Source organism: Rhizobium sp. R86522, assembly GCF_042466255.1.
GTDB lineage: Bacteria > Pseudomonadota > Alphaproteobacteria > Rhizobiales > Rhizobiaceae > Allorhizobium.
The window spans coordinates 3326394-3351953 of the sequence record NZ_JAXHBX010000001.1; the positions used below are offsets into that span (position 1 = coordinate 3326394).

Sequence of the window (25560 nt, forward strand, 5' to 3'; positions counted from 1 at the left end):
GATAGCTGGAGCGGGTGAAGGGAATCGAACCCTCGTATTCAGCTTGGGAAGCTGCTGCTCTACCATTGAGCTACACCCGCGCGCGGTCTGACGAATCCAACAGTTCGGCCGAAGTGTCAAGCCGAATGGAATACAAAGCGGCGCGGTGACGCCCCTCTTTCGTCAGGGCAAACGGAAGTGTTTCGACAGCTTTAAGCCCTGCGCCTGATAGTTGGAGCCGAGGCCCGTGCCGTAGAGGCCTTCCGGGCGCTCCTGCATGTGCTCGTAGACCAGGCGACCGATGACCTGGCCGTGCTCGAGGATGAAGGGCACTTCGTGGCTGCGGACTTCCAGAACCGCGCGACTGCCTGAGCCGCCGGCCGGCGCATGGCCGAAGCCCGGATCAAAGAAGCCGGCGTAATGCACGCGGAACTCGCCGACCAAGGGGTCGTAGGGTGTCATTTCGGCGGCATAGAGCGGCGGCACATGCACGGCCTCGTTCGAGACCAGGATGTAAAACTCGTCCGGATCGAGGATCAGTTCGTCGCGGCCGCGGCTGTAGAGTGGCTCCCAGAAATCCAGCACCTCGTGGGCGCCTTTGAGATCAACATCGATGACCGAGGTGTGGTGCTTGCCGCGATAGCCGATCAGGCCTTGCGGCCCCGATCCCTTCAGATCGATCGACAGCGCAATGCCACCGCCCGAGACATTCGGCATGTCGCTCGCCACCAGCGTCTCGGCCTTGTGCAGGTCGAAGAGTTCGGCCTCGCCGAGCAGCGCATGGCCGGTGCGGAAGCGGATCTGCGAGAGGCGCGAACCGCGGCGTACGATGATCGGGAAGGTGCGCGGCGAGATTTCGAGATAGAGCTGACCCTTGTAGCCGGCCGGCACCTTGTCGAATTCCTGGGCGTAATCGACCATCACCCGGGTGAAGATGTCCAGGCGGCCGGTCGAGCTCTTCGGATTGGCGGAAGCCGAGATCTCCGCCGGCAGGTCGAGGCTTTCCATCAGGGGCACGATGTAGACGCAGCCGGTTTCGAGCACCGCCCCGTTTTCGAGATCGATCTCGTGCAAGGTCAGGCGTTCCAGCTTCTCGGCAACCGTATGGCCCCTGCCCGGCATGAAGCTGGCGCGCACCCGGATCGCCTTGCCGCCCAGCCTCAAGTCCAGGCTTGCCGGCTGGATCTGGTCGTGGTCGAGCATGGCTTCGCTGATCAGCTGTCCCTGGCCGAACAAGGCGCCGATGGCGCGGTCCGCCAGAATGCCGGGTTTACTGGTCATTTTCTCTATCCTGTTTGGGCTCGACAAAACCAAAGCCCACCAATTGACGCAAGGCCCGCGAAGGCGTAATTGCTGCCTTATCCCGTGGTGATTTGGCCGGTCGGCTTGCAGCCACGTTAAACAAGTGGCTAAATAGACCGGGTTTACGAAACCGGTCCGTTCACGCGACCGGTTTTTTTGTGTTCGAAAGGCACGTGCATGAGCAAGAACTGGCGCCCGGCCACCACCCTCGTCCATGGCGGCACGCTGCGCTCTCCTTATGGCGAGACGTCTGAAGCGATCTTCCTCACCCAGGGCTTCGTCTATGAAAGCTCGGAAGCGGCAGAAGCCCGCTTCAAGGGCGAGAACGACGGCTATATCTACGCCCGCTATGGCAGCCCGACCAATGACATGTTCGAAAAGCGCATGTGCATGATGGAAGGCGCCGAGGATGCGCGTGCTATGGCGTCGGGTATGGCGGCCGTTGCTGCTGCCGTGCTCTGCCAGGTCAAGGCCGGCGACCATATCGTGGCCGCACGCGCCCTGTTCGGCTCCTGCCGCTATGTCGTCGAGACGCTGGCGCCGCGCTACGGCGTCGAGTGCACCCTGGTCGATGGTCGCGACCTTGCAAATTGGGAAGCGGCGATCCGTCCAAACACCAAGGTAATGTTCCTCGAAAGCCCGACCAATCCGACGCTCGAAGTGATCGACGTCGCAGGCGTTGCCAAGCTCGCCGATCAGATCGGCGCGAAGCTGATCGTCGACAACGTCTTTGCGACCCCCCTCTTCCAGAAGCCGCTGGAACTCGGCGCGCATGTCGTCGTCTATTCGGCGACCAAGCATATCGACGGTCAGGGCCGCTGCCTTGGTGGCGTCGTCCTGTCGTCGAAGGAATGGATCAACGAGAACCTGCACGACTATTTCCGCCACACGGGCCCTGCCATGTCGCCGTTCAACGCCTGGACGCTGCTCAAGGGCATGGAAACGCTGCCGCTGCGGGTGAAGCAGCAGACCACGAGTGCTGCAGCGATTGCCGATTTCCTGGCGGAACAGAGTGCCGTTGCCAAGGTCATCTATCCCGGTCGCAAGGACCACCCCCAGGCCGACATCATCGCAAAGCAGATGACAGGCGGCTCAACGCTGGTCTGCTTCGAGCTGAAGGGCGGGAAGGAAGCCGCTTTCAAGCTTCAGAACGCCATGGAGATCGTCAAGATCTCCAACAATCTCGGCGATGCGAAGAGCCTGATCACCCATCCGGCGACGACGACGCACAAGAACCTTTCCGACGAGGCCCGGGCAGAGCTCGGAATTTCGGGGGTACGGTTCGCTTCTCCTGCGGGATCGAGGATACGCAGGACCTGCTGGACGACTTCGCACGGGCACTCAAGGCAGTCTGAACGCAACGCCCGCGATCATGTAAGCAAATATTTCAGCCGCGACAGGCGTTGCGGCTGGAGCATTGGCCTTGACGTAAGCAGTTGCGTCGTTATCCCTTCAAAAGGCATGGTGTTTGTGTGTCGCCCTTGCTGCCGCCACAATGAGCGCCATCTCTATCAATGTTGATGACAAGCTTTCTCAGGGTCCAGGCATGTATCGCGCGCTGACACGGGACATAGAGGTTCTGGTCGAACCTTACTATCTCGAGGAACAGTCGGACCCCGATGACAGCCGCTATGTCTGGGGCTACCGGATCGTGATCTCCAATCGCTCGGGAAAACCCGTGCGGCTAACCCATCGTTACTGGCACATTACCGACCAGAACGGTCAGGTTGACGAAGTGAGCGGCCCGGGCGTTGTTGGCGAACAGCCGCGCCTTAATCCTGGCGATACCTACGAATACTCGTCCGGCTGCCCACTCGATACGCCCTCCGGCATGATGTACGGCACCTACCGCATGGAAACCGACGACGGAGAGGCCTTCGACGTCGAGATCCCGGCATTTTCCCTCGACAGCCCAGGCATGGTCCGCACCCTCAATTGATGATTGCCAGTTGAGTTGACTGGCACCAACCGCTATCTGGAGACATCGATCCCGACGCCATCCAGAGGGCCAAACCGGCATGAGCATTACCCATCTCGTCACCCATAGTGGCGGCTTCCATGCTGACGAACTGCTATCGTCCGTCATCCTCTCGCGGCTTTACCCAGACGCACAGATCGTGCGCAGCCGCGCGCCAGACTGGATCACTCCGGCATCCGATAGGATCATCTACGATGTTGGCGGCGCCTATGACGCCGAAGCGCAGATCTTCGACCATCATCAGCGCGGCGCACCGCTTCGAGACGACGGTCAGCCCTACAGCTCCTTCGGGCTCATCTGGAAGCATTATGGGCGCGCCTATCTTGCGGCCATGGGTCTGCCGGCCGATCATATCGAGGCGATCCACCAGGGCTTCGATGCGAAATTTGTTCTGCCCATCGACCTGATGGACAATGGCGCGCTCAGCCCGGCAACGGCCGGGCCACTGGCCGATCTCACCCTGCCGAGCCTCCTCGAAACGCTGAAGCCCGTTTTCGACAACAAGGAGCCCGGCGCCGACGATCACGGCTTCCAGTCCGCCCTTTCGATTGCACGGATGATCGTCGAAGCCGCCATCGGCCAGCGGGCGGCCAAGCTGCGTGCAGAGACCATGGTTCTGGAAGCGATCGCAGCGACAGGCGAAGGTCGCGTCCTGGAATTGACGATGGGCATGCCATTCCGCCCGGCCATCGTCAAGGCAGGCGCCGACCATCTGCTCTTCGTCATTCACCCGCGCGACAAGGACTGGTGCATTACCGGGATCCGCAAGGCGGAAGGCAGTTTCGAGCAGCGCGCGGACCTGCCCGCTGCCTGGGCAGGTTTGAGCAATGGCGATCTGGAGGCCGTCTGCGGTGTGAAGGGTGCCACCTTCTGTCACAACGGCCGCTTCATCGCGGCGGCAAATTCGCGTAACGCGATCCTCGACATGGCGGAAATCGCGGTCGAGCAGGTAATCGGCGATCGCCCGGCATCATAAGAAGCGTGGGCCTTATCGGCGCCCGCTACGCTCTACACAAAGAAACGGCCGGATCACTCCGGCCTTCTCATATTCAGCGCTTCACTGGATCAAGCCGGCGTCAGCTCTCCCGGCTCGAAATCATAGTTGGTCGAGCAGAATTCGCAGGTCACAGTGATCGTGCCGTCTTCGGTGCTCGCCTCGATCTCTTCAGCGGAGAAGCCCTGGAGAACCCCCTTCAGGCGCTCGCGCGAGCAACTGCAGCGGTCGTAAACCGCCTTTGGCTCGTAAGCCCGCACACCCCGCTCGTGGAAGAGGCGGAACAGCAGCCGTTCGATACCCACCTGCGGATCGGTCAGTTCGTCGGCATGGATCGTCTCGACCAGCATGCGAGCCTCATCCCAGGCATCGTCGCCGTGCAAATCGGCATCCCGGTCGTCGCCGTCTCCACCGTGCAGATCCGGCTGGCGCATCCGCTCCGGCGCATCCGGCAGGAACTGGGCGATGAGACCACCTGCCCGCCATGTGCGACGTGGCTTGCCGTCTGCATCCCGATCGAAGAGTTCGGCGGCTCCCAGGCGTACGCGTGTCGGGATCTGTTCCGACTGGCGGAAGTAGACGCCGGCAATGTCTTCCAGCGACGTTCCATCGAGCGGCACAATACCCTGATAGGGCTGCATGAAGGAGCCCTGATCAATGGTAAAGGCAAGCACGCCTTCGCCGAGGAGCTCCTCGGGCGAAGCACGACCGGCCGCGACTGCATCGGCCACAGCCTGCTCGTCGAAGCGGGCATAGGCGCGCACGTTTTCAGGCGAGCTGAAATCGGCAACCAGCAGGTCGACCGGGCCATCGCCCTTGGTCTGGACCGTGAACTTGCCCTCGAACTTCAGCGATGTGCCGATCAACACCGTCAAGACTATGGCTTCGGCGAGAAGCCGCGCGACCGGCGCCGGATAGGCGTGACGGTCGAGAATGGAATTGATCAGCGGTCCGAGCTGGACCGCGCGGCCGCGCACGTCGAGGCCCTCCACCTGGAAGGGAACCACACGATCGTCACCGGCGAAACCGAATTCGCCGAGTTCTGCTTGTCTCATCGACATGAATGTACTCCCGGCACTTGAAGCGCCAAACGCTGGGCCCGAGCGGCCCGATCAGAAACGGCACAGATGGGATCACCCGTGCCAAAGGTCAAGTCGGGCGCCAAAGCCCCTGCCCGGCCTCAGATCGCGCCGAGGCACCAGGCAAGGATCGACTTCTGCGCATGCAGGCGGTTCTCGGCCTCGTCGAAGACCACCGACTGCGCGCCATCGATCACCTCGTCGGTGACTTCTTCGCCGCGATGGGCCGGCAGGCAGTGCAGGAAGAGGGCCTCCTCCTTCGCCTTCTTCATCAGCTCCGCATTGACCTGGAAAGGCTGGAAGACGTTATGGCCGCGTGCCTTGTGCTCCTGGTTCATCGACACCCAGGTGTCCGTGATCACGGCGTCAACGCCGGCGACCGCACGATCGGCATCATGGCACAGCATGATCTCGCCGCCGTTGTTGCGGGCCCAGTTGAGGATCTTGTCATCGGGCTCAGAGCCGAGCGGCACGGCCATGTTCATCCGGTAGCCGAAACGGGCCGCACCTTCGACCAGCGAATGGAGGACATTGTTGCCGTCGCCGGTCCAGGCGAGCGTCTTGCCCGTCACGGGGCCACGATGCTCCTCGATGGTCATGATGTCCGCCATGATCTGGCAGGGGTGGGTGAGATCCGTCAGGGCGTTGATGACCGGAACCGTCGCATGCTCGGCCATCTCCAGGAGACGGGTATGGTCAGTGGTACGGATCATGATCGCATCGACATAGCGCGACAAAACCTTGGCAGTGTCGCCAATGGTCTCGGCGCGACCGAGCTGCATTTCCGTGCCGGACAGGAACAAGGTCTCGCCACCGAGCTGGCGCATGCCGACATCGAAAGAAACACGCGTGCGGGTGGACGGCTTCTCAAAAATCATTGCCAGCATCTTGCCGGCGAGCGGCTTGTCGGCGGTGCCGGCCTTGGTCGCCTGCTTGCGGGTCTTCGCGTCCTCAAGAATGCCGCGCAGGTCCCCGGCCGTCATGGCGGAGAGATCGAGAAAATGCTTCGGAGATGCCATGAATGGGTCCTGTCTTAGGCAGATGCTGCGACTGCGGCCTTGGCGCGGATGTGCTCCGCAGCGTGTTCGATACGGGCGAGACCGTCGCGAGCTTCTTCGGCGGTCACCGTCAGCGGCGGCAGGAGACGGATAACATTGTCGCCGGCGGGAACGCCGAGCAGATGCTCGTCGCGCATTGCCAACAAGAGTTCGGTGTTCGGGATCTTGGCCTTGATGCCGAGCATCAGGCCTTCGCCGCGCACTTCCTCGATCACATCTGGGTAACGATCCTTCAGCGAGGCGAGACCCTGGCGGAAGACGAGCGCTGTGTCGCGAACATTGTCGAGGAAACCGTCGCCGAGCACGACGTCGAGAACAGCATTGCCGACCGCCATACCAAGCGGGTTGCCGCCATAGGTCGAGCCATGCGTTCCGGGTTTCATGCCGTAAGCGGCCTCTTCGGTTGCCAGGCAAGCGCCGAGCGGGAAGCCACCGCCGATGCCCTTGGCGACCGCCATGAGGTCGGGCGTGATGCCGGCCCATTCATGGGCAAAAAGCTTGCCCGTGCGGCCAACACCGCACTGCACTTCGTCGAGGATCAACAGCAGGCCGTGCTCGTCGCAGAGGTCGCGCAAGACGCGCAGCATCTCCACCGGGATCGGACGAATGCCGCCCTCGCCCTGCACCGGCTCAACCAGGATTGCAGCGGTCGCGTCTGTGATTGCCGCCTTGACGGCTTCGATGTCACCAAAAGGCACCTGGTCGAAGCCGGGCGCCTTGGGGCCGAAGCCCTCCAGATACTTCTCCTGGCCACCCGCTGCGATCGTCGCGATGGTACGACCATGGAAGGCGCCTTCCATCGTGATGATGTGGAACTTCTCCGGGTGCCCCTTGGCGAAGTGATAGCGGCGGGCCGTCTTGATCGCGCATTCCAGCGCCTCGGCGCCGGAATTGGTGAAGAAGACGCGGTCGGCGAAGGTCACATCGGTCAGGCGCTTGGCCAGCACTTCCTGCCCCGGCACCTCGTAGAGATTGGAGAGGTGCCAGACCTTGTCGGCCTGATCTTTGAGGGCGCCGACGACATGGGGATGCCCATGGCCGACCGAGGTGACGGCAACGCCGGCGGCGAAATCGAGATAACGCTCGCCACTTTCCGTCACAAGCCAGACGCCCTCGCCTCGCTCGAAACGCAGCGGCGCCCGATTATAGGTCTGATAGAGCGGCGTAGCTTCGGCCATGGCTTTCACGTTCCTTCTCGACGATCCGCCCAAGGGACGGCGCGGCCCTTTGCAGGCCTCGAAACAATTAAAAATGCCGCCTTGCGGCGGCGCGGGCACTATCGGCATTTCACCCTGCAATGTCAACGAATTCCATAGGAATCGCAGGAGTAGGCGCCGATCTGGCCGGCTCGCGCCAGAAGCGTGCGCGACAAGATTCCACCTGTTGCATACTTGACTCACTCGGGAAGCAAGTTGGGGAAAACCGGAAAATCGATTCCAGATGATTCCCCCGACTCTTGTCACGGAGTCAGCGTGCCACTAGGTTAAATTTCATTAATAGATTGCATGCGGCGGAAGTGCTCACCGACAGTAACGAGGCGGTTATGTTTCGAATTCGTTCGAAGCAGGGGTGACGGATTCTGCCATGACAGACGCGAGCGGCGGAGAGAAGTGGCATGACAACTGCGCAATGGAGTGACGACAGGGTCGAAAGACTGAAACGGCTGTGGGCCGAAGGCCTCAGCGCAAGCCAGATTGCGGCACAACTCGGTGGCGTGAGCCGAAATGCCGTTATCGGCAAGGTACACCGACTGAACCTTCCGGGTCGGGCCAAGGCAGGCGGAAGCTCGACTGCGGCACGTCCGGCAAAACGTCCGGCGCAGACCCAGCGTCCGGCGACCTTCCAGAACCGCCCCGCGGCAGCAACGACCACGCGTACCGTGACCCGTGCAGCTGGTGCGACAATGCTGAAGGAAGAGATCGAGGTCGAGGCTTACGAGGAAGTCGAAGTTCGGCGCCCGCTGAACGTTGTCGTGCCGATTTCGCGGCGCCTCGCCCTGACGGAACTGACCGAGCGCACTTGCAAGTGGCCGATCGGCGATCCGATGAAGGACGATTTCCACTTCTGCGGCTGCGAAATCGCTGACAGCGCGCCCTACTGCACCTATCACGCGAAGCTCGCCTATCAGCCGGTGAGCGAACGCCGCAAGGCAGCCCGCTGATATCAAGCGAAGCTTAGAGCATTAAACGGGTCCCGCGGGGCCCGTTTTTCGTTGCCGCCTGTCGCCCGCGAAAAAGGGCCGCAGCGGACAATCCGCGCGGCCCTTGCCCCATGGTGGGTTCGACTTGTCAGGCTTCCATCGAATAGCCGGCACCGCGAACGGTGCGGATGACATCCTGCATGTTGGAGAAGTTGAGAGCCTTGCGCAGGCGGCCGACATGCACGTCGACCGTACGTTCGTCGACATAGATGTCATGGCCCCAGACTCCATCGAGAAGCTGCGAGCGAGAGAAGACCCGGCCAGGCGACGCCATCAGGAACTCCAGAAGGCGGAACTCGGTCGGCCCGAGACGGACCTCGCGGCTCTTGCGATGCACCCGATGCGTCTCGCGATCGAGCTCGATGTCGCCGCAGCGCAAGACGCTGGACAGAACTTCGGGCTTTGCACGCCGCAGCATGGCCTTGACGCGTGCCATCAGTTCCGGGGTCGAGAATGGCTTGACGACATAGTCGTCGGCACCTGTCGCCAGACCACGCACGCGCTCGCTTTCCTCGCCGCGCGCCGTCAGCATGATGATCGGCAGACGCTCGGTCTCGGGTCGCACGCGCAACCGGCGGCACAGCTCGATGCCGGAGACGCCCGGAAGCATCCAGTCCAGGATCAGCAGATCCGGCACGCGCTCCTGAAGCCGGATCTCGGCTTCGTCACCTCGCAGAATCGTCTCGACCTCATACCCCTCGGCTTCGAGGTTATAGCGTAGGAGGACGGACAAGGCCTCCTCGTCTTCTACCACGGCAATCTTCGGCTGCATCAAAAACAAACCTCGCTGGCCAACGTCACTCGGTGATCGCGCCGACGGAAGACGTCAGATCTTCCTTCGGTCGCTCACCTTCCGGCTGGGCGCCGGTGGTCATGTAGTAGATGGTTTCCGCGATGTTGGTCGCATGGTCGCCGATGCGCTCGATGTTCTTGGCGCAGAACAGAAGATGGGTGCAACTCGTGATGTTGCGCGGGTCTTCCATCATGTAGGTCAGGAGTTCCCGGAACAGCGAGGTGTAGATCGCGTCGATCTCTTCGTCGCGGTCACGGATCGATTTCGCCTTCTCAGCCGAGCGGGTCGTGTAGACATCGAGCACTTCCTTGAGCTGGGCGAGTGCCAGGTCGGAGAGATGTTCGAGGCCACGCGCGAGTTTGCGCGGCACGCCGGTCGCCTGGATGGCCACAACGCGCTTGGAATTGCTCTTGCCGAGGTCGCCGACACGCTCGAGATCGGCAGCGATGCGAAGGGCACCGATGATCTCACGCAGGTCGGATGCGACCGGCTGACGCTTAGCGATCGTGACGATGGCCTTGTCGCCGATCTCACGTTCCATGGCATCCATGAGCACGTCGTCGGAGATCACCTTCTGGGCGAGGGCGGCGTCGGAGTTGACCAGAGCACGCACGCTTTCGGCGACCATCTGTTCCGCCAGACCGCCCATTTCGGAAATGCGGCGCATCAGGAACTTCAGTTCATCGTCGAAGGCAGAGTAGATGTGAGAGGAACCCATGAGAAACGTCCTTGAATTTGAGGTGAGCCGAGGGTGACCTGGAGGCTCAGCCGAAGCGGCCCATGATGTAGTCCTGGGTGCGCTGGTCATCCGGATTCGTGAACATCTTGTCGGTGTCGTTTTCCTCGACCAGTTCGCCGAGGTGGAACATGGCGGTACGCTGCGAGACGCGGGCTGCCTGCTGCATGGAGTGCGTCACGATGACGATCGTGAAATTTTCACGCAGTTCGTGAATCAGCTCCTCGACCTTGGCGGTCGCGATCGGATCGAGCGCCGAGCAGGGCTCGTCCATCAGGATGACTTCCGGGCTGACCGCGATCGCACGGGCGATGCACAGCCGCTGCTGCTGGCCGCCGGACAGACCGGTGCCGGTTTCCTGCAGTCGATCCTTCACCTCGTTCCAGAGGCCAGCTTTCTGCAAAGACGTCGCGACGATTTCGTCCATGTCGGCCTTCTTGGCGGCGAGACCATGGATGCGCGGCCCATAGGCCACGTTTTCGTAGATCGACTTCGGAAACGGGTTGGGCTTCTGGAATACCATGCCAACCTTGGCCCGCAATTGCACGGGATCGACCCGGCTGTCGTAAATGTCTTCGCCATCGATCTGGATATCACCCGAGACGCGGGCGATCGACACCGTGTCGTTCATCCGGTTCAAGCAGCGCAGGAAGGTCGACTTGCCGCAACCCGATGGGCCGATGAAGGCCGTTACAGCGCGATCCCGTATGTCGACGTTGACATCCTTCAAGGCATGTTTTTCGCCGTAGTACACCTGCACGCCACGGGCGGTGATCTTGATTTTGGGCTGGTTCACGGAAGTCTCCGTCAATATGGATGCGTGATACATTCGAGGGTGTCCTTCTGGGATTTACCAACGGCGCTCGAAGCGGCGGCGCAGGACAATGGCAAGGATGTTCATGACCAGCAGGAAGAGCAGCAGAACAATGATGGCACCCGAGGACCGTTCGATAAAGGCCGGATCGGCACGCGACGCCCAGGAATAGACCTGTACCGGGAGTGCGCTGGCCGGGTCGAGGAAGCCACCTTCAAACGGCCCCGCCGGATAGTTCGCCACGTAGGCAACCATGCCGATCAGCAGCAGCGGGCCGGTTTCACCCGCTGCGGATGCGAGGCTGAGGATCGCTCCGGTCATGATGCCGGGCGCGGCCAGAGGCAGGACATGGTGGAACACAGTCTGCATCTTCGACGCTCCGACGCCCAAAGCGGCATCGCGAATGGATGGCGGGACGGCACGGATCGCGGCGCGCGTCGCAATGATGATGGTCGGCAGCGACATCAACGTGATGACCAGCGCCCCGACAATCGGGGAGGATGCCGGGAGCCCTACGAAGTTGATGAAGACCGCAAGTCCAAGGATACCGAAAACGATCGACGGCACGGCAGCAAGGTTCGAGATGTTCACTTCGATCAAATCGGTGAACCAGTTTCGCGGCGCGAATTCCTCGAGATAGATCGCGGCAGCCACGCCGAGAGGCAAGGACATGATCACCACGAGGAACATCATGTAGGCCGTACCCATGATGGCGATGCCAAGGCCCGCGGCTTCCGGGCGCAAGTCGGACGCATCAGGCGCCGTGATGAAGCTCCAGTTGAACTTCGATGCGAGGATGCCAGCTTCGACCAGCTTGTCGGCCAGGTCCAGCTGCGCGGGAGTCACATTGGAATCCCGTTCAGCTATTTCGCGCGTCACGCGACCCTTGAGATAGCCATCCACGCGGCCTGTGGCGAAAACGTTCACAGTGATCGTCTGGCCTACCAGTGACGGATCGGCCAGGACAGTGTCGCGCAGCCGAGCCGGAGCATCCTTGGAAATCATGTCGGTGACTTCCTTTCGGGACATGCCCTCGACTGCAATACCCTCTTCGGCCAGATACTTGACCAGAGATTCACCCAGGATGCGCGCGTAGCCGATCGTCGTCACCGAAGCCATCTGCGCCGGATCGCGCGAACCGGTCTTGTCCACGACCGCAGCGTCGATCACGACGGGATAGCTGATCGTCGCCTGAACGAATGCCGAAGAGCCGTCACGGATAATGGTGAACAGCATGATCGCCAGGGTGAGCAGCGCGATCACGATCGCGGCGACACCATACATGCGGAACCGAATTTCTGCGGCATTGCGACGCTTCATCAGCGGGGTCTCGCTCATGAGCGAACTGCCGGCCTGCGGCATTGCGAAAGGAGTGCGATCGATGATGTCGGTCATTCGTATTGTTCCCGGTATTTGCGCACGATCCAAAGCGCGAAGATGTTGAGCCCAAGCGTAATCACGAACAGCGTTAGGCCAAGCGCGAAGGCCACGAGCGTCTCCGGCGAGTCAAAGGCAAGGTCGCCCGTCAACTGACTGACGATCTTCACGGTGATCGTCGTCATGGCCTGGAAGGGGTTCAAGTCCAGCTTGGCGGCTGCCCCTGCCCCCATGACCACGATCATGGTTTCGCCGATTGCACGGCTGGCGGCGAGCAGGACAGCCCCGACAATGCCGGGAAGGGCCGCAGGCAGCACGACCCTGCGGATGGTCTCGGATTTCGTCGAACCCAGGCCCAGAGCCCCGTCGCGCATCGACTGCGGCACGGAATTGATGATGTCATCGGCCAGCGACGAGATGAAGGGGATGTTGAGGATGCCGATCACGAGCCCGGCGGTGAGAACCGAGGACCCCGAATTACCGAGACCAAATGGCATGGCGAAATAGTCGCGCAGGAACGGGCCGACGGTCACTAGTGCAAACAGGCCGAACACGACGGTCGGGATGCCGGCGATCACTTCAATCACCGGTTTGACCACTGAGCGGACCCGCGGCGAGGCATATTCTGCCGTGTAAATCGCCGCGAACAGGCCAATTGGAACGGCTACACACATCGAAACGAAACTAATGTAGAGCGTACCCCATAGAAGCGGGATCAGACCAAGTTCGGAACCGCCGCGGAACTGCGGGTTCCAGGTCAAGCCAAAATAGAAGTCCCAGATGGGATAAAGTCCAAAGAAGCGGATACTCTCTGAGAGGAGAGACATCACGATGCCGAAAGTAGTCAGGATCGCCACGCCGGCCGAGGCGATCAACAGCCAGCGCACAAAGGTTTCCGACACATTCCGGGCACGGAAGTCACGGTGAACGCGCATGAAGGCGAAGATGAAGCCCGACACCGCGAGGACCAAGACGGCAACCGTCATCATCGTTGCGCCAGAGCGCTGCATGACGCGGTATTCCTTGGCGGCCTCGAAGATTTCAGGCCGGACTTCTGCACCCAAAGCAACCCCGACCTCGGCCAGGCGCCCCCGAACGTCCGAAAAATCAGCCCGCATGTTCTGCAATTCATCGTCAGACAAGCCGGATCGCTGCTGCAGGGCGTCAAGGCCATCGGCGATGCGGCGCACGTCTTCGACCGCAAGCGTCGTGGATGTGGCGTCGAATGCCACCTGCGAACCCAGCAGACCGACAATGCGCGAGTCGATCCACAAAGGCTGCGCGACAAGCCAGATGGCCATCAGCAGGAAGGCAGGCACTGCCGTAAACAAGGCAACAGTCTGACCATAATAGCCCGGCAGCGAATGAAGGTTCCGGGCATCGCCGTTCGCGCTCTGCATCGCGCGTCGCCTGCCAAAGAAAAAGCCAATCACGGCCAATGTCAGTAGGATTAAGGACAGAATGCCGACGCTCATGGGAAATCCGGTTTTCGCAAGAGGAAGGAGGGCGCCTCGTGGCGCCCTCCTGTGTCAGATAAGGATCACTCTACCGGCGCCATCGGCGTACCAGCGGCAACCATTTCCTGGGTCTTCTTCAGTTCTGGGTCCGACACGAGGCCATAGGCAGCCAGCGGGCCGTCAGGACCAGCCATCTCGTCCGATACGAAGAAGTCGATGTATTCCTGCAGACCCGGGATCACGCCGAGATGCGCCTTCTTGACGTAGAAGAAAAGTGGACGCGAAACCGGATACTCGCCCTTTGCAATGGCTTCAGTCGTCGGAACGATACCGTCCATCGTGGCAACGCGCAGCTTGTCGGTGTTGTTCTGGTAGAACGACAGACCGAATACGCCGATGCCGTTCTTGTTCGCGTCAACGCGGGCCAGCGTCTCGGTGTAGTCGCCGTCGATATCAACGGAAACGCCATCGGTGCGCAGCGCCAGGCAAGCCTTGGCGGCTTCTGCGGCCTTTGCCTTGTCGTCAGCGGCGGTCGAAGCTGCCAGATGCAGGTCGTAAGCGCCCGACTTCTTGCAGCCGGCTTCGATAACCTTCACGTCGAACACTTCGCGAGTGCCGTGCTTGGTGCCCGGAACGAAAGCGAGGATATCCTGCGCAGGGAAGGAAGCGTTTACATCAGCCCAGGTCTTGCGGGTGTTGTCGACGAGCGCGCCGTCCTTAACAACCTTGGCAGCCAGCGCGCCATGGATGTCAGCCGGGGTAAATGCAAATTCCGGACCGTTGAGGTCGGAAGCGAAGACGATGCCGTCATAGCCGAAGCGAACTTCCATGACTTCGGTCACGCCGTTCGATACGCAGAGCTCGTAGTCACCCTTGGACATGCGCGAGGACGAGTTGGCGATGTCAACTGTGTTGGCGCCAACGCCTTCGCAAAGCTTCTTGCGGCCAGCACCCGAACCGCCGCCTTCAACGACCGGCGTCGGGAAAGAGAAGTTTTCGCCGAAAGCTTCGGCAACGATGGTGGAATACGGCAGCACGGTCGAGGAACCGGTAACCTGGACCTGATCACGAGCTGCAGCCGCGCCAGTGAAGGCAACGGAGGCGACCAGCGCCGCAACAGAAATTTTCAGAATGTTCATCATACTCTCCCGTGGATGAGTTTTTGTGTCTGTGGCCGCAATCGCGTCCGTCGCGGCCCGGCAGAGACGTCTTAGCGGCTCTTCGGCTTTGCTTTTATGTCAGTTCAATGAAACATTTGTGACAATTCAAGCCTCTGAAATTTAACGGGAAATTTTCAGAAGGCCCGACTTCTTCGGCTGAATGTGTCAGAAGCGCACGGTGAAGACGCTGCCACTGCCCAATTCCGACTTCACCACGAGCCGCGCCCGATGGCGCGTGAGGATATGCTTGACAATCGCAAGGCCGAGCCCGGTCCCCTTTTTCGAACGGCTGTCCTCGACATTGACGCGGTAAAATCGTTCGGTCAGGCGCGGCACATGTTCCGCGGGAATGCCAGGACCGTGGTCGCGGACGCTGACCTCCGTCGCACCGCCAGCATCGCGGCGGAGCGCAACCTCGACCACTTCGCCGTCTTGACCGTATTTGCAGGCGTTTTCGATCAGGTTTTCGAAGACCTCAACGAGCTCGTCGCGCTCACCCAAGACTTCGATCTTCTCCTCGGGGAGATCGAGGCGGATCTCGACGCCGAGCTCGGCTGCCAGCGGAGCGAGGCTGTCCCTGACATGGCCAAGGATCGGCGCGAGCTCCACCCTCTGGTCCGGTGCGACATGGGCTTTGAGCTCCAGCCGCGACAGGGACAGGAGATCGTCCACCAGGCGGCTCATGCGGTTTGCCTGATCGAGCATGATGGCGAGAAACCGGTCCTTGGCCTTCGCATCGTCGCGGGCCGGCCCCTGCATGGTTTCGATAAACCCGCGCAGCGATGCGAGCGGCGTGCGCAATTCGTGACTGGCATTGGCAACGAAGTCGCTGCGCATGCGATCAAGACGGCGCAGCTCCGAGATATCCTTGAACGACAGAAGGAAATAGGATGCGCCGGCCGCCTTGTCGGCATCGATCGGCGCGACCCGCACCACATAGACTCGTTCGGAAGGGTGACGCTCGGAGTGCTCGATCTGGTTGGGCTGAGCGGTTTCGATCGTCTCCCGGATCATGTCGAGGATCCCGGGGGAGCGCCAACGGGTCGAGACATGCAGGCCGACGACGAGCTCGCCGAACACCTTCTGAGCGGCCTGGTTCTGGGCAATCAACTCGGCCTCAGGACTGAGGACGAAGATCGGCATGTCGAGGCCGTCGAGCGATGCAAGGATAAGGGGAAGCGGATCAGCCGGCGAATCGGGCTCCGCAACGGTTAGCGTCGGCGCAGCCGGCGTGTCGTCCTCGGGCAGCTGCCGAAAAACCACGAGCAGGAAGAGCAGGACGAACAGCAGTATCGCATACCCGGTGGCAGCACCAGTCGCCCAGGCACTGACCGAAAGGACAGCGGCAGCGAGAATATAGACCCAGGCCGAAAGCAGCCGCCGGAGATCCTTGCGCCAACCGTCACCCCTATCATCCTGCATGCGCGCGCATTCTCCGCCCTGTCATTGTCCAAGTCTGATAGCCCTGATTCATGACAGAAGTTACACTGCTGTGCCATCACTTGCCGGGCCCTTTCCCCGGCGGATCGATCGATGTGCCGCAAGATGGAACCGAGATGCTTGAACTTCATTTCGGCTTGGGCTCAATTAAGACCATCGAAACGAGCAAGACAAAGGGAGCCGAGGATGGACGCGCAAACGGAAAAGAGGGCAGTTACCCTCTCGGTCGGTGAAACCCAGCAGGTCTTCGACATCGAACTGCCGGACCTGCCGGACTGGATCGAAGACAAGGCGCTTAAGTCCGGTGGCTTTCCCTATGACAAGAAGCTCTCCGAAAAGAACTACGCAAAGGAACTCACCCAGCTGCAGATCGAGCTGGTGAAGGTGCAGTTCTGGATGCAGAAGACCGGCGAACGCGTCATGGCCTTGTTCGAGGGCCGGGATGCCGCCGGCAAGGGCGGCGCCATCCATGCGACACTTTCTTATATGAACCCCCGCTCCGCTCGCGTGGTCGCCTTGACCAAGCCGACCGAAACGGAGCGCGGTCAATGGTATTTCCAGCGCTATGTCTCGCACTTTCCAACGGCCGGCGAGTTCGTGCTCTTTGACCGCTCCTGGTATAACCGCGCCGGTGTCGAACCGGTCATGGGCTTCTGCACGCCCGACCAGTACGAGAGCTTTCTCGAGCAGGTGCCGCGCTTCGAGAAGCTGATCGAACGGGAGGGCATCCGCTTCTTCAAGTTCTGGCTGGATACCGGACAGGAAATGCAGCTCAAGCGCTTCCATGACCGTCGTCACGATCCCCTGAAGTGCTGGAAACTCTCACCAATGGATATTGCAGCCCTGCACAAATGGGACGATTACACGAAGAAGCGCGACCGGATGTTGAAGGAAACCCACACCGAGCGCGCGCCGTGGACGGTGTTGCACGCCAATGACAAGCGCCGCGCGCGGTTGAACCTCATCCGCCACATGCTGCTGTCGCTCGATTACGAAGGCAAGGATGTCGAGAAGATCGGCAAGCTCGACAAGAAGATCATCGGCAGCGGCCCCGACTTCCTGAAGTGACCTTTATCTTTTGGGGGGAGCCAGCCGCACCCCGCCTCAAGCCCGCGTGACTGTCACTGGCCGGGCAGCACGCGGATCGCGTAGAGGTTCACGCCGCGTCCGCTGCCTGAGAGATCCGCATTGATCAAGAGGCGGCCCGGAGTGGACGGTGCCATGCCGTTGTCGAAGGAGACGCGGAACAGCGCATCGAGCTTTTGCGGGTTGACCGTGAAGCGGTGGCGCGGACAGTCGCCCATGCGCGGGAAATCGCATTCGACCGAGATCTGCACAGGCTCGTCATCAATCGACTGCACAGTGAGCGCAATCGTGGAGGTGCGGCCTGCCATTTCACGCAGAACCTCCGTCGGCACGGTCACTTCGATCACGCCAGCCTCGTCACCGCTGCGCGAGACGATCTGGGCGGCACTGCCGTCGCTGGCCGTGACAATATCGACGAGCGCATTGGCGCGGGGACGAAGCGCCGAGACCTGCTGCGGCGCAAAGACCTCGATCCAGTCATCCGAGAAGCCACCGCGTGCATCGAGCGCCTGCGGCCCGGCAGGCTCCGACGGGGAAGTCGTCTCGGGTGCTCCGGTAAAGTCTTCGGCTTCGGCGCGCGGCGGCGGATTGGGCACCGAGGTGTCGCGCTCGGCCTCCGTGAGCAGCAGCCCGGAGGAGTAGATCCACCATGCGCCGATCCCGAGCGTCGCCAAGAAAATCGACATGATGGTCAGTCGAGCCACAATCCCGCGGCGCCGGCGCGGTGCCTGCAGGGGACGCTCGGACCGCATGTCCGGCATTGGCCCTTCATCATCGGCATGAGCGTCAACAGACGCCCTCGCCGCGATTTCGGGCTCTTCGTCGAAAGAAGGCTCGCGGTAGCCTGTCTGGGCGCCGACTGGCGGATCACCTGCGGCGAAGCCGGGCTCGACACGACCGGTTCGCCGATCGGGCGGCGTTGGTGCCGTCGGCTCGGCAGCCCGCTGTGACGGCGCCGCCACCGGTGCGGCCGGGTGAGGCACCGAAGGTTCGGGACGCACTTCCAGACGCGTGCGCTCTTCGAGCTCGATGGAATGGATGAGCGCCTCCAGTCGGCGGCGCTGATAGTCTATGGATTCGGGGTCGTCGATGTTCTGCTTGCGCAGACCCGTTTCGAGCGCCTGACGGGCAGACTGATAGACCCGGGCGCGGGCCTCCGCATTCGAACGGTCGGCGCGCGCCAGGGCGTTCCTGATGGCCGTTTCCAATCCACTCATTGGCCGCCATACTCCTTCGGGGATCGCCCCAGCCACATCGCAATCATAGTTTCGATTCGGTAAACTCTGGATATTTCAAGCACAAGCCCGGAAAACCCGTATGGCGCCGAATAAACACAGGAATGAGGCTGCGTGGGCAATGTCAGCATTTCCGGGATCCGACGCTTGCATGACCGTCGAGCATAGGACCGGCTTTCCTCGCCGTCCATGTTCTGCTATTTGACGTTTGCGTAAACGTAAACTTCATGGGAGGTGAAGTGATGGCCCTGCCGCCGATCCTGAAAGACAATCTGAGGCTCCCCGTCGTCGCCTCGCCGCTCTTCATCATATCACATCCGAAACTGACGCTCGCCCAGTGCAAGGCGGGAATCGTCGGCTCGTTCCCGGCGCTGAATGCCCGGCCGGAGGCGCAACTCGACGAATGGCTGGCCGAAATCACCGAGGAACTCGCCGCTCACAATGCGAAGAACCCGGATCGCCCGGCCGCCCCCTTCGCAGTGAACCAGATCGTGCACATGTCGAACAAGCGGCTCGAGCATGACCTGATGATGTGCGTCAAATACAAGGTGCCCATCGTCATCTCCTCGCTCGGCGCCGTGCCGGAGGTGAATGCCGCGGTACATTCCTATGGCGGTATCGTGCTGCATGACGTGATCAACAACCGCCATGCCAATTCGGCGATCCGCAAGGGCGCAGACGGGCTGATTGCGGTGGCGACGGGAGCGGGCGGCCACGCCGGAACGCTCTCGCCTTTTGCCCTCGTCCAGGAAATCCGCGAATGGTTCGATGGACCGCTTTTGCTCGCCGGCGCGATTGCCAATGGCGGTGCGGTGCTCGCTGCCCAGGCAATGGGCGCCGACATGGCCTATATCGGCTCGCCCTTCATTGCGACGGAAGAAGCGCGTGCGTCTGACGAATACAAGCAGGCGATCGTCGATGCGCATGCCAACGACATTGTCTACTCCAACTACTTTACCGGCATTCACGGCAACTATCTGAAGCCATCGATCGTCGCCGCCGGCATGGACCCTGATAATCTGCCGGTAGCCGATCCCTCGAAGATGGACTTCGACAAGGCGACCACAGGCGCCAAGGCCTGGAAGGACATCTGGGGCTGCGGCCAGGGCATCGGGGCGGTGAAGGCCGTCGAGCCGGTCGCTGCCGTGGTCGATCGGTTTGAGCGCGAATATATAGGCGCAAAAAAGGCGATTTGCGGCTGAGACTGCCGCTGCTAGCGTCCCCGCAACACTGATTTGCGGGGACCCCATATGCGTCTATCCACTTTGAGCCTAACGCTTGCCGCTCTGGCCGGCAGCTCCTTTGCCGTCAACGCTGCCGACGGCGCCTACAAGGAGTTCAAATCCTGGCAGGTGAGTTGCTCGCAGACGCAGTCCTGCAGCATGCGCCAGTTCATCTCCGACAACCCCGTCTCGGGCTTGGAGCTGCAGCGCAGTGGCTTGCCGGAAGCGCCCGTCGCGCTTTTGATTTCCCCTTCCGAGAGTGCTCTTCTTGAGGGCGAGGGTGAGCTGATCGTTGCGATTTCGATCGACGGCGGTGCGCCGACGACCTTCAAGGACAAGGAAATCGCGATCGACGCAAATGCGCAGGCTCTCTCGCTGTCCGGCAACTTCATCGGCAGCGGCCTGATCGACAGCCTGAAAAACGGCACAACGGCCAAGATCACCATTTCCCGCAGTCAAATGACTGCCGAAGGCGACGTCCCGCTTGCGGGTGCTGCCGCGAGCCTGCTGTTCATCGACGAGTTCCAGAAACGTGTCGGTCACGTTGATGCCATGAGCGCCATGGGCGACAAGGCCCCGAATCCGCCCCCGCCGGTATCGGACATCCGCCGCTTCGCTGACTTCCCCGAAACAGTCCGCGCCCGCTTCGCTGATGGGGGCGAATGTGCGGAAACGGAAGAAGCCATGCTTGACGGCAACGCGCTTGCCCACAAAATCGCCGAGGAGCAGACACTTTATATTACGCCCTGCGGCATGGGCGGCGCCTACAACTTTCCCTATGCCGTCTTCGTGGAAGTCTATGGCACGGTATCGACACTGCCTTTCCCGACGATGCAGGAGGGCGCACCGAGTGCCGTCACCAGCGCCTTCAATCTGAGTTATGATTACGAGGCGAAGGCCTTCTCCGCCTTCTTCAAGGGACGCGGCGTGGGCGATTGCGGAACCTACAACGAATGGAAATTCGCAAAAGGCGCAATGGGCCCGCAACTCGTGCTCGTCGAGGAGGCGTTCAGGGACTGCCCGGCCGAGATCGACGAAAACGAGGCCGTTGATCCTGCAAACTGGCCGAAGTCCTGGCCTCTCCGATAATCGGAAAGCAAACAGGGCGGCTGCGGAATTTTTCCGCGGCCGCCGAAATGCGTCTTGAAATCAGCGGACAATCCCTGTATCAGCCCCTCACCAAACGCGACGGGATTTTTCCCGCTCCAGCGCTGGCCGCTTTAGCTCAGGTGGTAGAGCACATCATTCGTAATGATGGGGTCGCAGGTTCGAGTCCTGCAAGCGGCACCATTTCCTGAAATATTCTAAGGCCCTTCCCTTCCCCGCCGAGACATTCTGTGCAATGAGCGCCGTCGGGCGCGAGTGCCGTAAACTTTAGTACGGGCTCGGGCGGGTTGATTGACGTCTCTCCTGCTGCAGCGCGATTACGCTGCCGTCCACCTTGCCCAATTCCATCGACACGAACGGCAAAAGGGCCCCGACTTGCGAGGCCCTTCCGGCAATTTGATTGGTGATCGGCCGATCAGATCCAGTATGGCGGAACACCATAGTAGTCGTAGACCGAGCGACCATTGTTGCGATACCACTCATCGCTATCGTCGCGGGCGCGCGGCGCACCCTCGACCTGTTCCTTGGTCAGATCGATGCGATAGCCGTCCAAGCTCTCGTCATAAGTGAGCTTTTCCCAGGGGAGCGGATAATAGTCGTCGCCAATTCCCCAGAAGCCGCCGAAGCCAAGGACGGCGTAGGCAACGCGTCCACCCTTCTTCTCGAGGATAACGCGCTGGATGGAGCCGATGCGGTCACCATCGCGGCCATAGACGGCAGTGCCTTCGACCTTGTCGCTGGCGATCAGGCTCGGGGTGTCCTTGACGTAAGGATCCTGGCCGGCGGCGGTGTTTCGTTTTTCCTGCAACATGAGAAGTCCTCCTTCTTGGTTGTCGATGAAAGAGGTAACGGGTGGCCCTCAAGCATGGTTCCCCACAAACCACTTGAACAGCCAAGCGACAGAATGTTGACGTTTACGTCAAGGTTATATAGCGTTCTCACACTTGCACTGCCGGTGCGAAAGCATAAGCTTTCGGGACCTGAGGAGGAACCAGTCCCGAAAGGGCGTGCCGGCAGACCAATGATTTTCGGGAGGATTACATGACGGAAACTCTGAGCCGCCTCAGCGGCCGCGCCGCGGAAAAAATCTGGGTCAACTCCTATCCGGCATCGGTTCCGGCCGAGATCGCGCCGCATGCGCATCCCTCGCTCGGGGCGCTTTTCGAAGCGAGCTGCGCGAAATTTGCCGACCGCCTCGCCTTCTCCAGCATGGGCCGCGGCATGACCTTCCGCGAACTGGAACAGCAGTCCCGCAAGGTCGGCGCCTGGCTGCAGTCGAAGGGCCTCGTCAAGGGCGACCGCGTTGCCGTGATGACGCCGAACATCCTGCAGAATCCTGTCACCGTCTACGGCATCCTGCGCGCCGGCATGACGGTCGTAAACGTCAACCCGCTCTACACCCCGCGCGAACTCGAGCACCAGCTCAAAGATTCCGGCGCCAAGGCGATCGTCGTGCTTGAGAATTTCGCCCATACGGTCGAGCAGGTCGTGGCGCGTACCGACGTCAAGCATGTCGTGGTCTGCACCATGGGTGACATGCTCGGCCTCAAAGGCCACATCGTCAACCTCGTTGTGCGCAAGGTCAAAAAGCTGGTGCCTGCCTGGTCGATCCCGGGCAATACCGGCTTCAAGGCCATGCTGGCCGAAGGTGAAAAACTCACCCTGAAGCCTGTCGAGGTGGTGTCCAGCGATGTCGCCTTCCTTCAGTATACCGGCGGCACCACGGGGGTTTCCAAGGGCGCGACGCTCACCCATGCCAACCTGCTCGCCAACAAACAGCAGATCGCGCTCTGGCTGGAAGCCGCCTTTGCCGGGCAGAACCGCCCTGACGTGCTGAACTTCGTCTGCGCGCTGCCGCTCTATCATATTTTCGCGCTGACGGTGAATTCGCTGATGGGCGTGGCGCTCGGTGCGCACAACCTGCTGATCGCCAATCCGCGCGACATCCCGGCCTTCATCAAGGAGCTGCAGAGCTTTAAGGCGCATGTCTTCCCGGGCCTGAATACGCTGTTCAACGCGATGATGAACAATCCGGAATTCAAGAAGATCGATTTCTCCTCGCTGATGCTTGTGCTCGGCGGCGGCATGGCGATCCAGCGACCGGTTGCCGAGCGCTGGCTTGAGATGACGGGGCGTCCGATCACCGAAGGCTATGGCCTCTCCGAAACATCGCCGGTTGCGACCGTCAACCGCCTCGATGCGCGTGAGTTCACCGGCATGATCGGCCTGCCGCTGCCTTCTACCGATATCGAGATCCGTGACGAGGATGGTGTCACGATGGCGATCGGCGAAGTCGGCGAGATCTGCATCCGCGGCCCACAGGTCATGGCCGGCTACTGGCAGCGCCCGGAAGAGACCGCCAAGGTGATGAGCGATGACGGCTTCTTCCGCTCCGGCGACATGGGCCTGATGGACGAACGCGGCTATGTGAAGATCGTCGACCGCAAGAAGGACATGATCCTCGTCTCCGGCTTCAACGTCTATCCGAACGAGATCGAGGAAGTGGCTGTCATGCATGCCGGCGTGCTCGAATGTGCTGCCGTCGGCGTGCCGGACGAGCATTCGGGCGAAGCGGTGAAGCTCTTCGTGGTCAAGAAGGACGAGAACCTGACCATCGACGAGCTGAAGGCGCATTGCGCCGCCAATCTCACCAACTACAAGCGGCCACGCTATATCGAATTCCGCACCGAACTGCCGAAAACCAATGTCGGCAAGATCCTGCGGCGCGAGTTGCGCGACGGAAAATAAATCGATTTAAATTTGGGGAGGCTCTAGCCTCCCCTTCGTCTTGATCCCGTCTCAACTCGCTAATAAGGTCCCCGGCATCATCGTCGAACCAGGGACATTCCGATGCAATCCATCATCGACACGCTGACGAGCACGGTCGCCGCCACCCACGCCGAAGACCTGCGCGCCGCCTTTGCCGCCGATCCTGAGCGCTTCAGCCGGTTTTCCGCTTCGCTCGACGACCTCATGATGGATTACTCCAAATGCGCCGTAAACGACGAGGTGCTCGATCAGCTCGAGCAGCTGCTGGTGACGGCCGGGGTCGCCGAAAAGCGCGACGAGATGTTCTCGGGCGCACCGATCAATTTCACCGAGGGGCGCGCCGTTCTCCACACGGCGCTGCGCAACCGCTCCAACCGTCCCGTCATGGTCGATGGGCGCGATGTCATGCCTGATGTGAACGGCGTGCTCGACGCCATGGGCAAGTTCGCCGATGGCATCCGCTCCGGCGAGATGAAGGGTGCCACCGGCAAGGCGATCACGGACGTCGTCAATATCGGTATCGGCGGCTCGGATCTCGGGCCTGTCATGGCGACGCTTGCGCTCTCGCCCTTCCATGACGGCCCGCGCCTGCATTTCGTCTCCAATATCGACGGCGCGCATATTGCCGACACGCTGAAGACGCTTGCACCCGAGACCACGCTCTTCATCGTGGCGTCGAAGACCTTCACCACCATCGAGACGATGACCAACGCCCAGACGGCGCGCGCCTTCATTGCCGGTGCGCTAGGCGAAGCGGCCGTCGGCCATCACTTCTGCGCCGTGTCGACCGCGCTCGACAAGGTCGCCGCCTTCGGCATCGATCCGGCCCGCGTCTTCGGCTTTTGGGATTGGGTCGGCGGGCGTTATTCGATCTGGTCGGCCATCGGCCTGCCGCTGATGATCGCGATCGGGCCCGACAATTTCGGCGATTTCCTTGCCGGCGGCCATGCCATGGACGAGCATTTCCGCAACGCCCCCTTCCGTGCGAACCTGCCGATGCTGCTCGGCGCGCTTGGCGTCTATCATCGCAACGTGCTGAACTATGCGACGCGGGCGATCCTGCCCTATGACCAGCGGCTGTCACGCTTCCCGGCCTATCTGCAGCAGCTGGACATGGAATCGAACGGCAAGAGCGTCACCATCGACGGAAAGCCGGTCCAGGGCGCGTCGGGGCCTGTCGTCTGGGGCGAACCCGGCACCAATGGCCAGCATGCCTTCTACCAGCTCATCCACCAGGGCACGAGCGTCATCCCGGCCGAATTCCTGATCGCCGCCAACGGCTTCGAGCCGGAATTGCGCCACCAGCACGAACTCTTGATCGCCAATTGCCTGGCACAGTCGGAAGCCCTGATGAAGGGCCGCACGCTGACTGAGGCCAAGAGCCAGTTGACCGCCAAGGGTGTTGCCAGCGAAGAAGCCGACTTCCTCGCCCCGCACCGCGTCTTCTCCGGCAATCGCCCGTCGATCACCTTCGTCTACGAGCAACTGACCCCCTTCACGCTGGGCCGCCTTATCGCGCTCTACGAACACCGCGTCTTCGTCGAAGGCGTCGTCTTCCGCATCAACTCATTTGACCAATGGGGCGTGGAGCTCGGCAAGGAGCTGGCAACGGGTCTGCTGCCGGTAGTGCAGGGCAAGGTCGCCGCGACCGGGCATGACAGCTCGACGGTCGGGCTTGTCTCAGCGCTGGCGGAGCGGAAGATGGGGTGAGGAGACGGGGGATCGAGGTATTGCCTGTAACAGGCTGCTCTTTGATCCTCAGTTTCGCGGAGA

The 25560-nt window shown here is 61.3% G+C and carries 21 protein-coding genes, 2 tRNA genes, 1 pseudogene and 1 riboswitch; of the genes and pseudogenes, 10 read left to right on the plus strand and 14 right to left on the minus strand.

The window, feature by feature from the left end:
• Positions 1 to 6: 6 nt before the first annotated feature.
• Together SJY08_RS16070 and SJY08_RS16075 are read right to left on the minus strand one after the other, a co-directional pair.
• A tRNA-Gly gene (locus tag SJY08_RS16070) sits at positions 7 to 80 on the minus strand.
• Positions 81 to 162: 82 nt separating this feature from the next.
• Positions 163 to 1260 (minus strand): 2'-deoxycytidine 5'-triphosphate deaminase, encoded by a 1098-nt coding sequence (locus tag SJY08_RS16075; RefSeq protein WP_069042401.1) that lies wholly within the window; start codon positions 1258 to 1260, stop codon positions 163 to 165.
• A gap of 74 nt (positions 1261 to 1334) precedes the next feature.
• Positions 1335 to 1413: riboswitch (SAM riboswitch) on the plus strand.
• A gap of 45 nt (positions 1414 to 1458) precedes the next feature.
• Between SJY08_RS16075 and SJY08_RS16080 the strand changes: the two are divergent.
• The 3 genes and pseudogenes from SJY08_RS16080 to SJY08_RS16090 all read left to right on the plus strand — a co-directional run bounded on the left by SJY08_RS16080 (position 1459) and on the right by SJY08_RS16090 (position 4235).
• Positions 1459 to 2636: pseudogene (locus SJY08_RS16080) on the plus strand (O-succinylhomoserine sulfhydrylase).
• 191 nt (positions 2637 to 2827) lie between these two features.
• Positions 2828 to 3220 (plus strand): Co2+/Mg2+ efflux protein ApaG, encoded by a 393-nt coding sequence (gene apaG, locus SJY08_RS16085; protein ID WP_377276871.1) that lies wholly within the window; start codon positions 2828 to 2830, stop codon positions 3218 to 3220.
• Positions 3221 to 3299: 79 nt separating this feature from the next.
• Positions 3300 to 4235: an MYG1 family protein gene (locus SJY08_RS16090; protein ID WP_377276873.1), complete on the plus strand. Its 936-nt coding sequence runs from the start codon at positions 3300 to 3302 to the stop codon at positions 4233 to 4235.
• A gap of 89 nt (positions 4236 to 4324) precedes the next feature.
• Here SJY08_RS16090 and SJY08_RS16095 read toward each other — a convergent pair whose 3' ends face one another.
• The 3 genes from SJY08_RS16095 to SJY08_RS16105 all read right to left on the minus strand — a co-directional run bounded on the left by SJY08_RS16095 (position 4325) and on the right by SJY08_RS16105 (position 7568).
• Entirely contained in the window at positions 4325 to 5314 is a 990-nt protein-coding gene (locus SJY08_RS16095; protein WP_377276875.1) for an Hsp33 family molecular chaperone, read from the minus strand.
• A 119-nt stretch (positions 5315 to 5433) separates the two neighbouring features.
• Positions 5434 to 6351, minus strand: a complete 918-nt coding sequence (argF, locus tag SJY08_RS16100) for an ornithine carbamoyltransferase (protein WP_054149076.1) — start codon at positions 6349 to 6351, stop codon at positions 5434 to 5436.
• 14 nt (positions 6352 to 6365) lie between these two features.
• On the minus strand, positions 6366 to 7568 hold the full coding sequence (locus tag SJY08_RS16105; protein WP_300889910.1) for an aspartate aminotransferase family protein: 1203 nt from the start codon (positions 7566 to 7568) through the stop codon (positions 6366 to 6368).
• Between the two features lie 437 nt (positions 7569 to 8005).
• On the opposite strand from SJY08_RS16105, the gene SJY08_RS16110 reads away from it, so the two are divergent.
• Positions 8006 to 8551: a GcrA family cell cycle regulator gene (locus tag SJY08_RS16110; RefSeq protein WP_069042407.1), complete on the plus strand. Its 546-nt coding sequence runs from the start codon at positions 8006 to 8008 to the stop codon at positions 8549 to 8551.
• A gap of 127 nt (positions 8552 to 8678) precedes the next feature.
• On the opposite strand, the gene phoB is transcribed toward SJY08_RS16110, so the two are convergent.
• From phoB to phoR, 7 genes are all read right to left on the minus strand, one after another.
• Positions 8679 to 9362: a phosphate regulon transcriptional regulator PhoB gene (gene phoB / locus SJY08_RS16115; protein WP_006727960.1), complete on the minus strand. Its 684-nt coding sequence runs from the start codon at positions 9360 to 9362 to the stop codon at positions 8679 to 8681.
• A 25-nt stretch (positions 9363 to 9387) separates the two neighbouring features.
• A complete protein-coding gene (gene phoU / locus SJY08_RS16120) occupies positions 9388 to 10101 on the minus strand; it encodes a phosphate signaling complex protein PhoU (RefSeq protein WP_054149079.1) in 714 nt (237 codons plus the stop codon).
• Between the two features lie 46 nt (positions 10102 to 10147).
• Positions 10148 to 10948, minus strand: coding sequence for a phosphate ABC transporter ATP-binding protein PstB (pstB, locus tag SJY08_RS16125; protein WP_054149080.1), 801 nt, complete (start codon positions 10946 to 10948; stop codon positions 10148 to 10150).
• Between the two features lie 21 nt (positions 10949 to 10969).
• Positions 10970 to 12328 carry a phosphate ABC transporter permease PstA gene (pstA, locus tag SJY08_RS16130; RefSeq protein WP_377276880.1) on the minus strand — a complete coding sequence of 453 codons (1359 nt, stop codon included), beginning with the start codon at positions 12326 to 12328 and terminating at the stop codon, positions 10970 to 10972.
• The gene (gene pstC / locus SJY08_RS16135) at positions 12325 to 13785 is read right to left on the minus strand and encodes a phosphate ABC transporter permease subunit PstC (RefSeq protein WP_054149082.1); all 1461 of its coding nucleotides are present in this window, start codon (positions 13783 to 13785) and stop codon (positions 12325 to 12327) included. The genes pstA and pstC overlap by 4 nt, the downstream gene beginning before the upstream one ends.
• Before the next feature lie 65 nt (positions 13786 to 13850).
• Positions 13851 to 14906 carry a PstS family phosphate ABC transporter substrate-binding protein gene (locus tag SJY08_RS16140; protein WP_069042410.1) on the minus strand — a complete coding sequence of 352 codons (1056 nt, stop codon included), beginning with the start codon at positions 14904 to 14906 and terminating at the stop codon, positions 13851 to 13853.
• A gap of 186 nt (positions 14907 to 15092) precedes the next feature.
• A complete protein-coding gene (gene phoR, locus SJY08_RS16145; RefSeq protein ID WP_377276883.1) occupies positions 15093 to 16349 on the minus strand; it encodes a phosphate regulon sensor histidine kinase PhoR in 1257 nt (418 codons plus the stop codon).
• A gap of 204 nt (positions 16350 to 16553) precedes the next feature.
• Here phoR and ppk2 point away from each other — a divergent pair, with 204 nt between their 5' ends.
• Complete coding sequence (gene ppk2, locus SJY08_RS16150; protein WP_054149084.1) at positions 16554 to 17435, plus strand: polyphosphate kinase 2; 882 nt, start codon at positions 16554 to 16556, stop codon at positions 17433 to 17435.
• Between the two features lie 53 nt (positions 17436 to 17488).
• On the opposite strand, the gene SJY08_RS16155 is transcribed toward ppk2, so the two are convergent.
• The gene (locus SJY08_RS16155; RefSeq protein ID WP_069042411.1) at positions 17489 to 18670 is read right to left on the minus strand and encodes a hypothetical protein; all 1182 of its coding nucleotides are present in this window, start codon (positions 18668 to 18670) and stop codon (positions 17489 to 17491) included.
• A gap of 260 nt (positions 18671 to 18930) precedes the next feature.
• Between SJY08_RS16155 and SJY08_RS16160 the strand changes: the two genes are divergently transcribed.
• From SJY08_RS16160 to SJY08_RS16170, 3 genes are all read left to right on the plus strand, one after another.
• Positions 18931 to 19890, plus strand: a complete 960-nt coding sequence (locus SJY08_RS16160) for an NAD(P)H-dependent flavin oxidoreductase (RefSeq protein ID WP_377276886.1) — start codon at positions 18931 to 18933, stop codon at positions 19888 to 19890.
• Between the two features lie 48 nt (positions 19891 to 19938).
• Entirely contained in the window at positions 19939 to 21000 is a 1062-nt protein-coding gene (locus SJY08_RS16165) for a DUF1176 domain-containing protein (RefSeq protein WP_377276888.1), read from the plus strand.
• A gap of 125 nt (positions 21001 to 21125) precedes the next feature.
• A tRNA-Thr gene (locus SJY08_RS16170) sits at positions 21126 to 21201 on the plus strand.
• 232 nt (positions 21202 to 21433) lie between these two features.
• On the opposite strand, the gene SJY08_RS16175 is transcribed toward SJY08_RS16170, so the two are convergent.
• A complete protein-coding gene (locus SJY08_RS16175) occupies positions 21434 to 21829 on the minus strand; it encodes a PRC-barrel domain-containing protein (protein WP_054149088.1) in 396 nt (131 codons plus the stop codon).
• A gap of 230 nt (positions 21830 to 22059) precedes the next feature.
• Between SJY08_RS16175 and SJY08_RS16180 the strand changes: the two genes are divergently transcribed.
• Together SJY08_RS16180 and pgi are read left to right on the plus strand one after the other, a co-directional pair.
• A complete protein-coding gene (locus tag SJY08_RS16180; protein ID WP_377276891.1) occupies positions 22060 to 23766 on the plus strand; it encodes a long-chain fatty acid--CoA ligase in 1707 nt (568 codons plus the stop codon).
• Between the two features lie 102 nt (positions 23767 to 23868).
• Positions 23869 to 25497 (plus strand): glucose-6-phosphate isomerase, encoded by a 1629-nt coding sequence (gene pgi / locus SJY08_RS16185; protein WP_377276893.1) that lies wholly within the window; start codon positions 23869 to 23871, stop codon positions 25495 to 25497.
• The last annotated feature ends 63 nt before the right edge of the window (positions 25498 to 25560 follow it).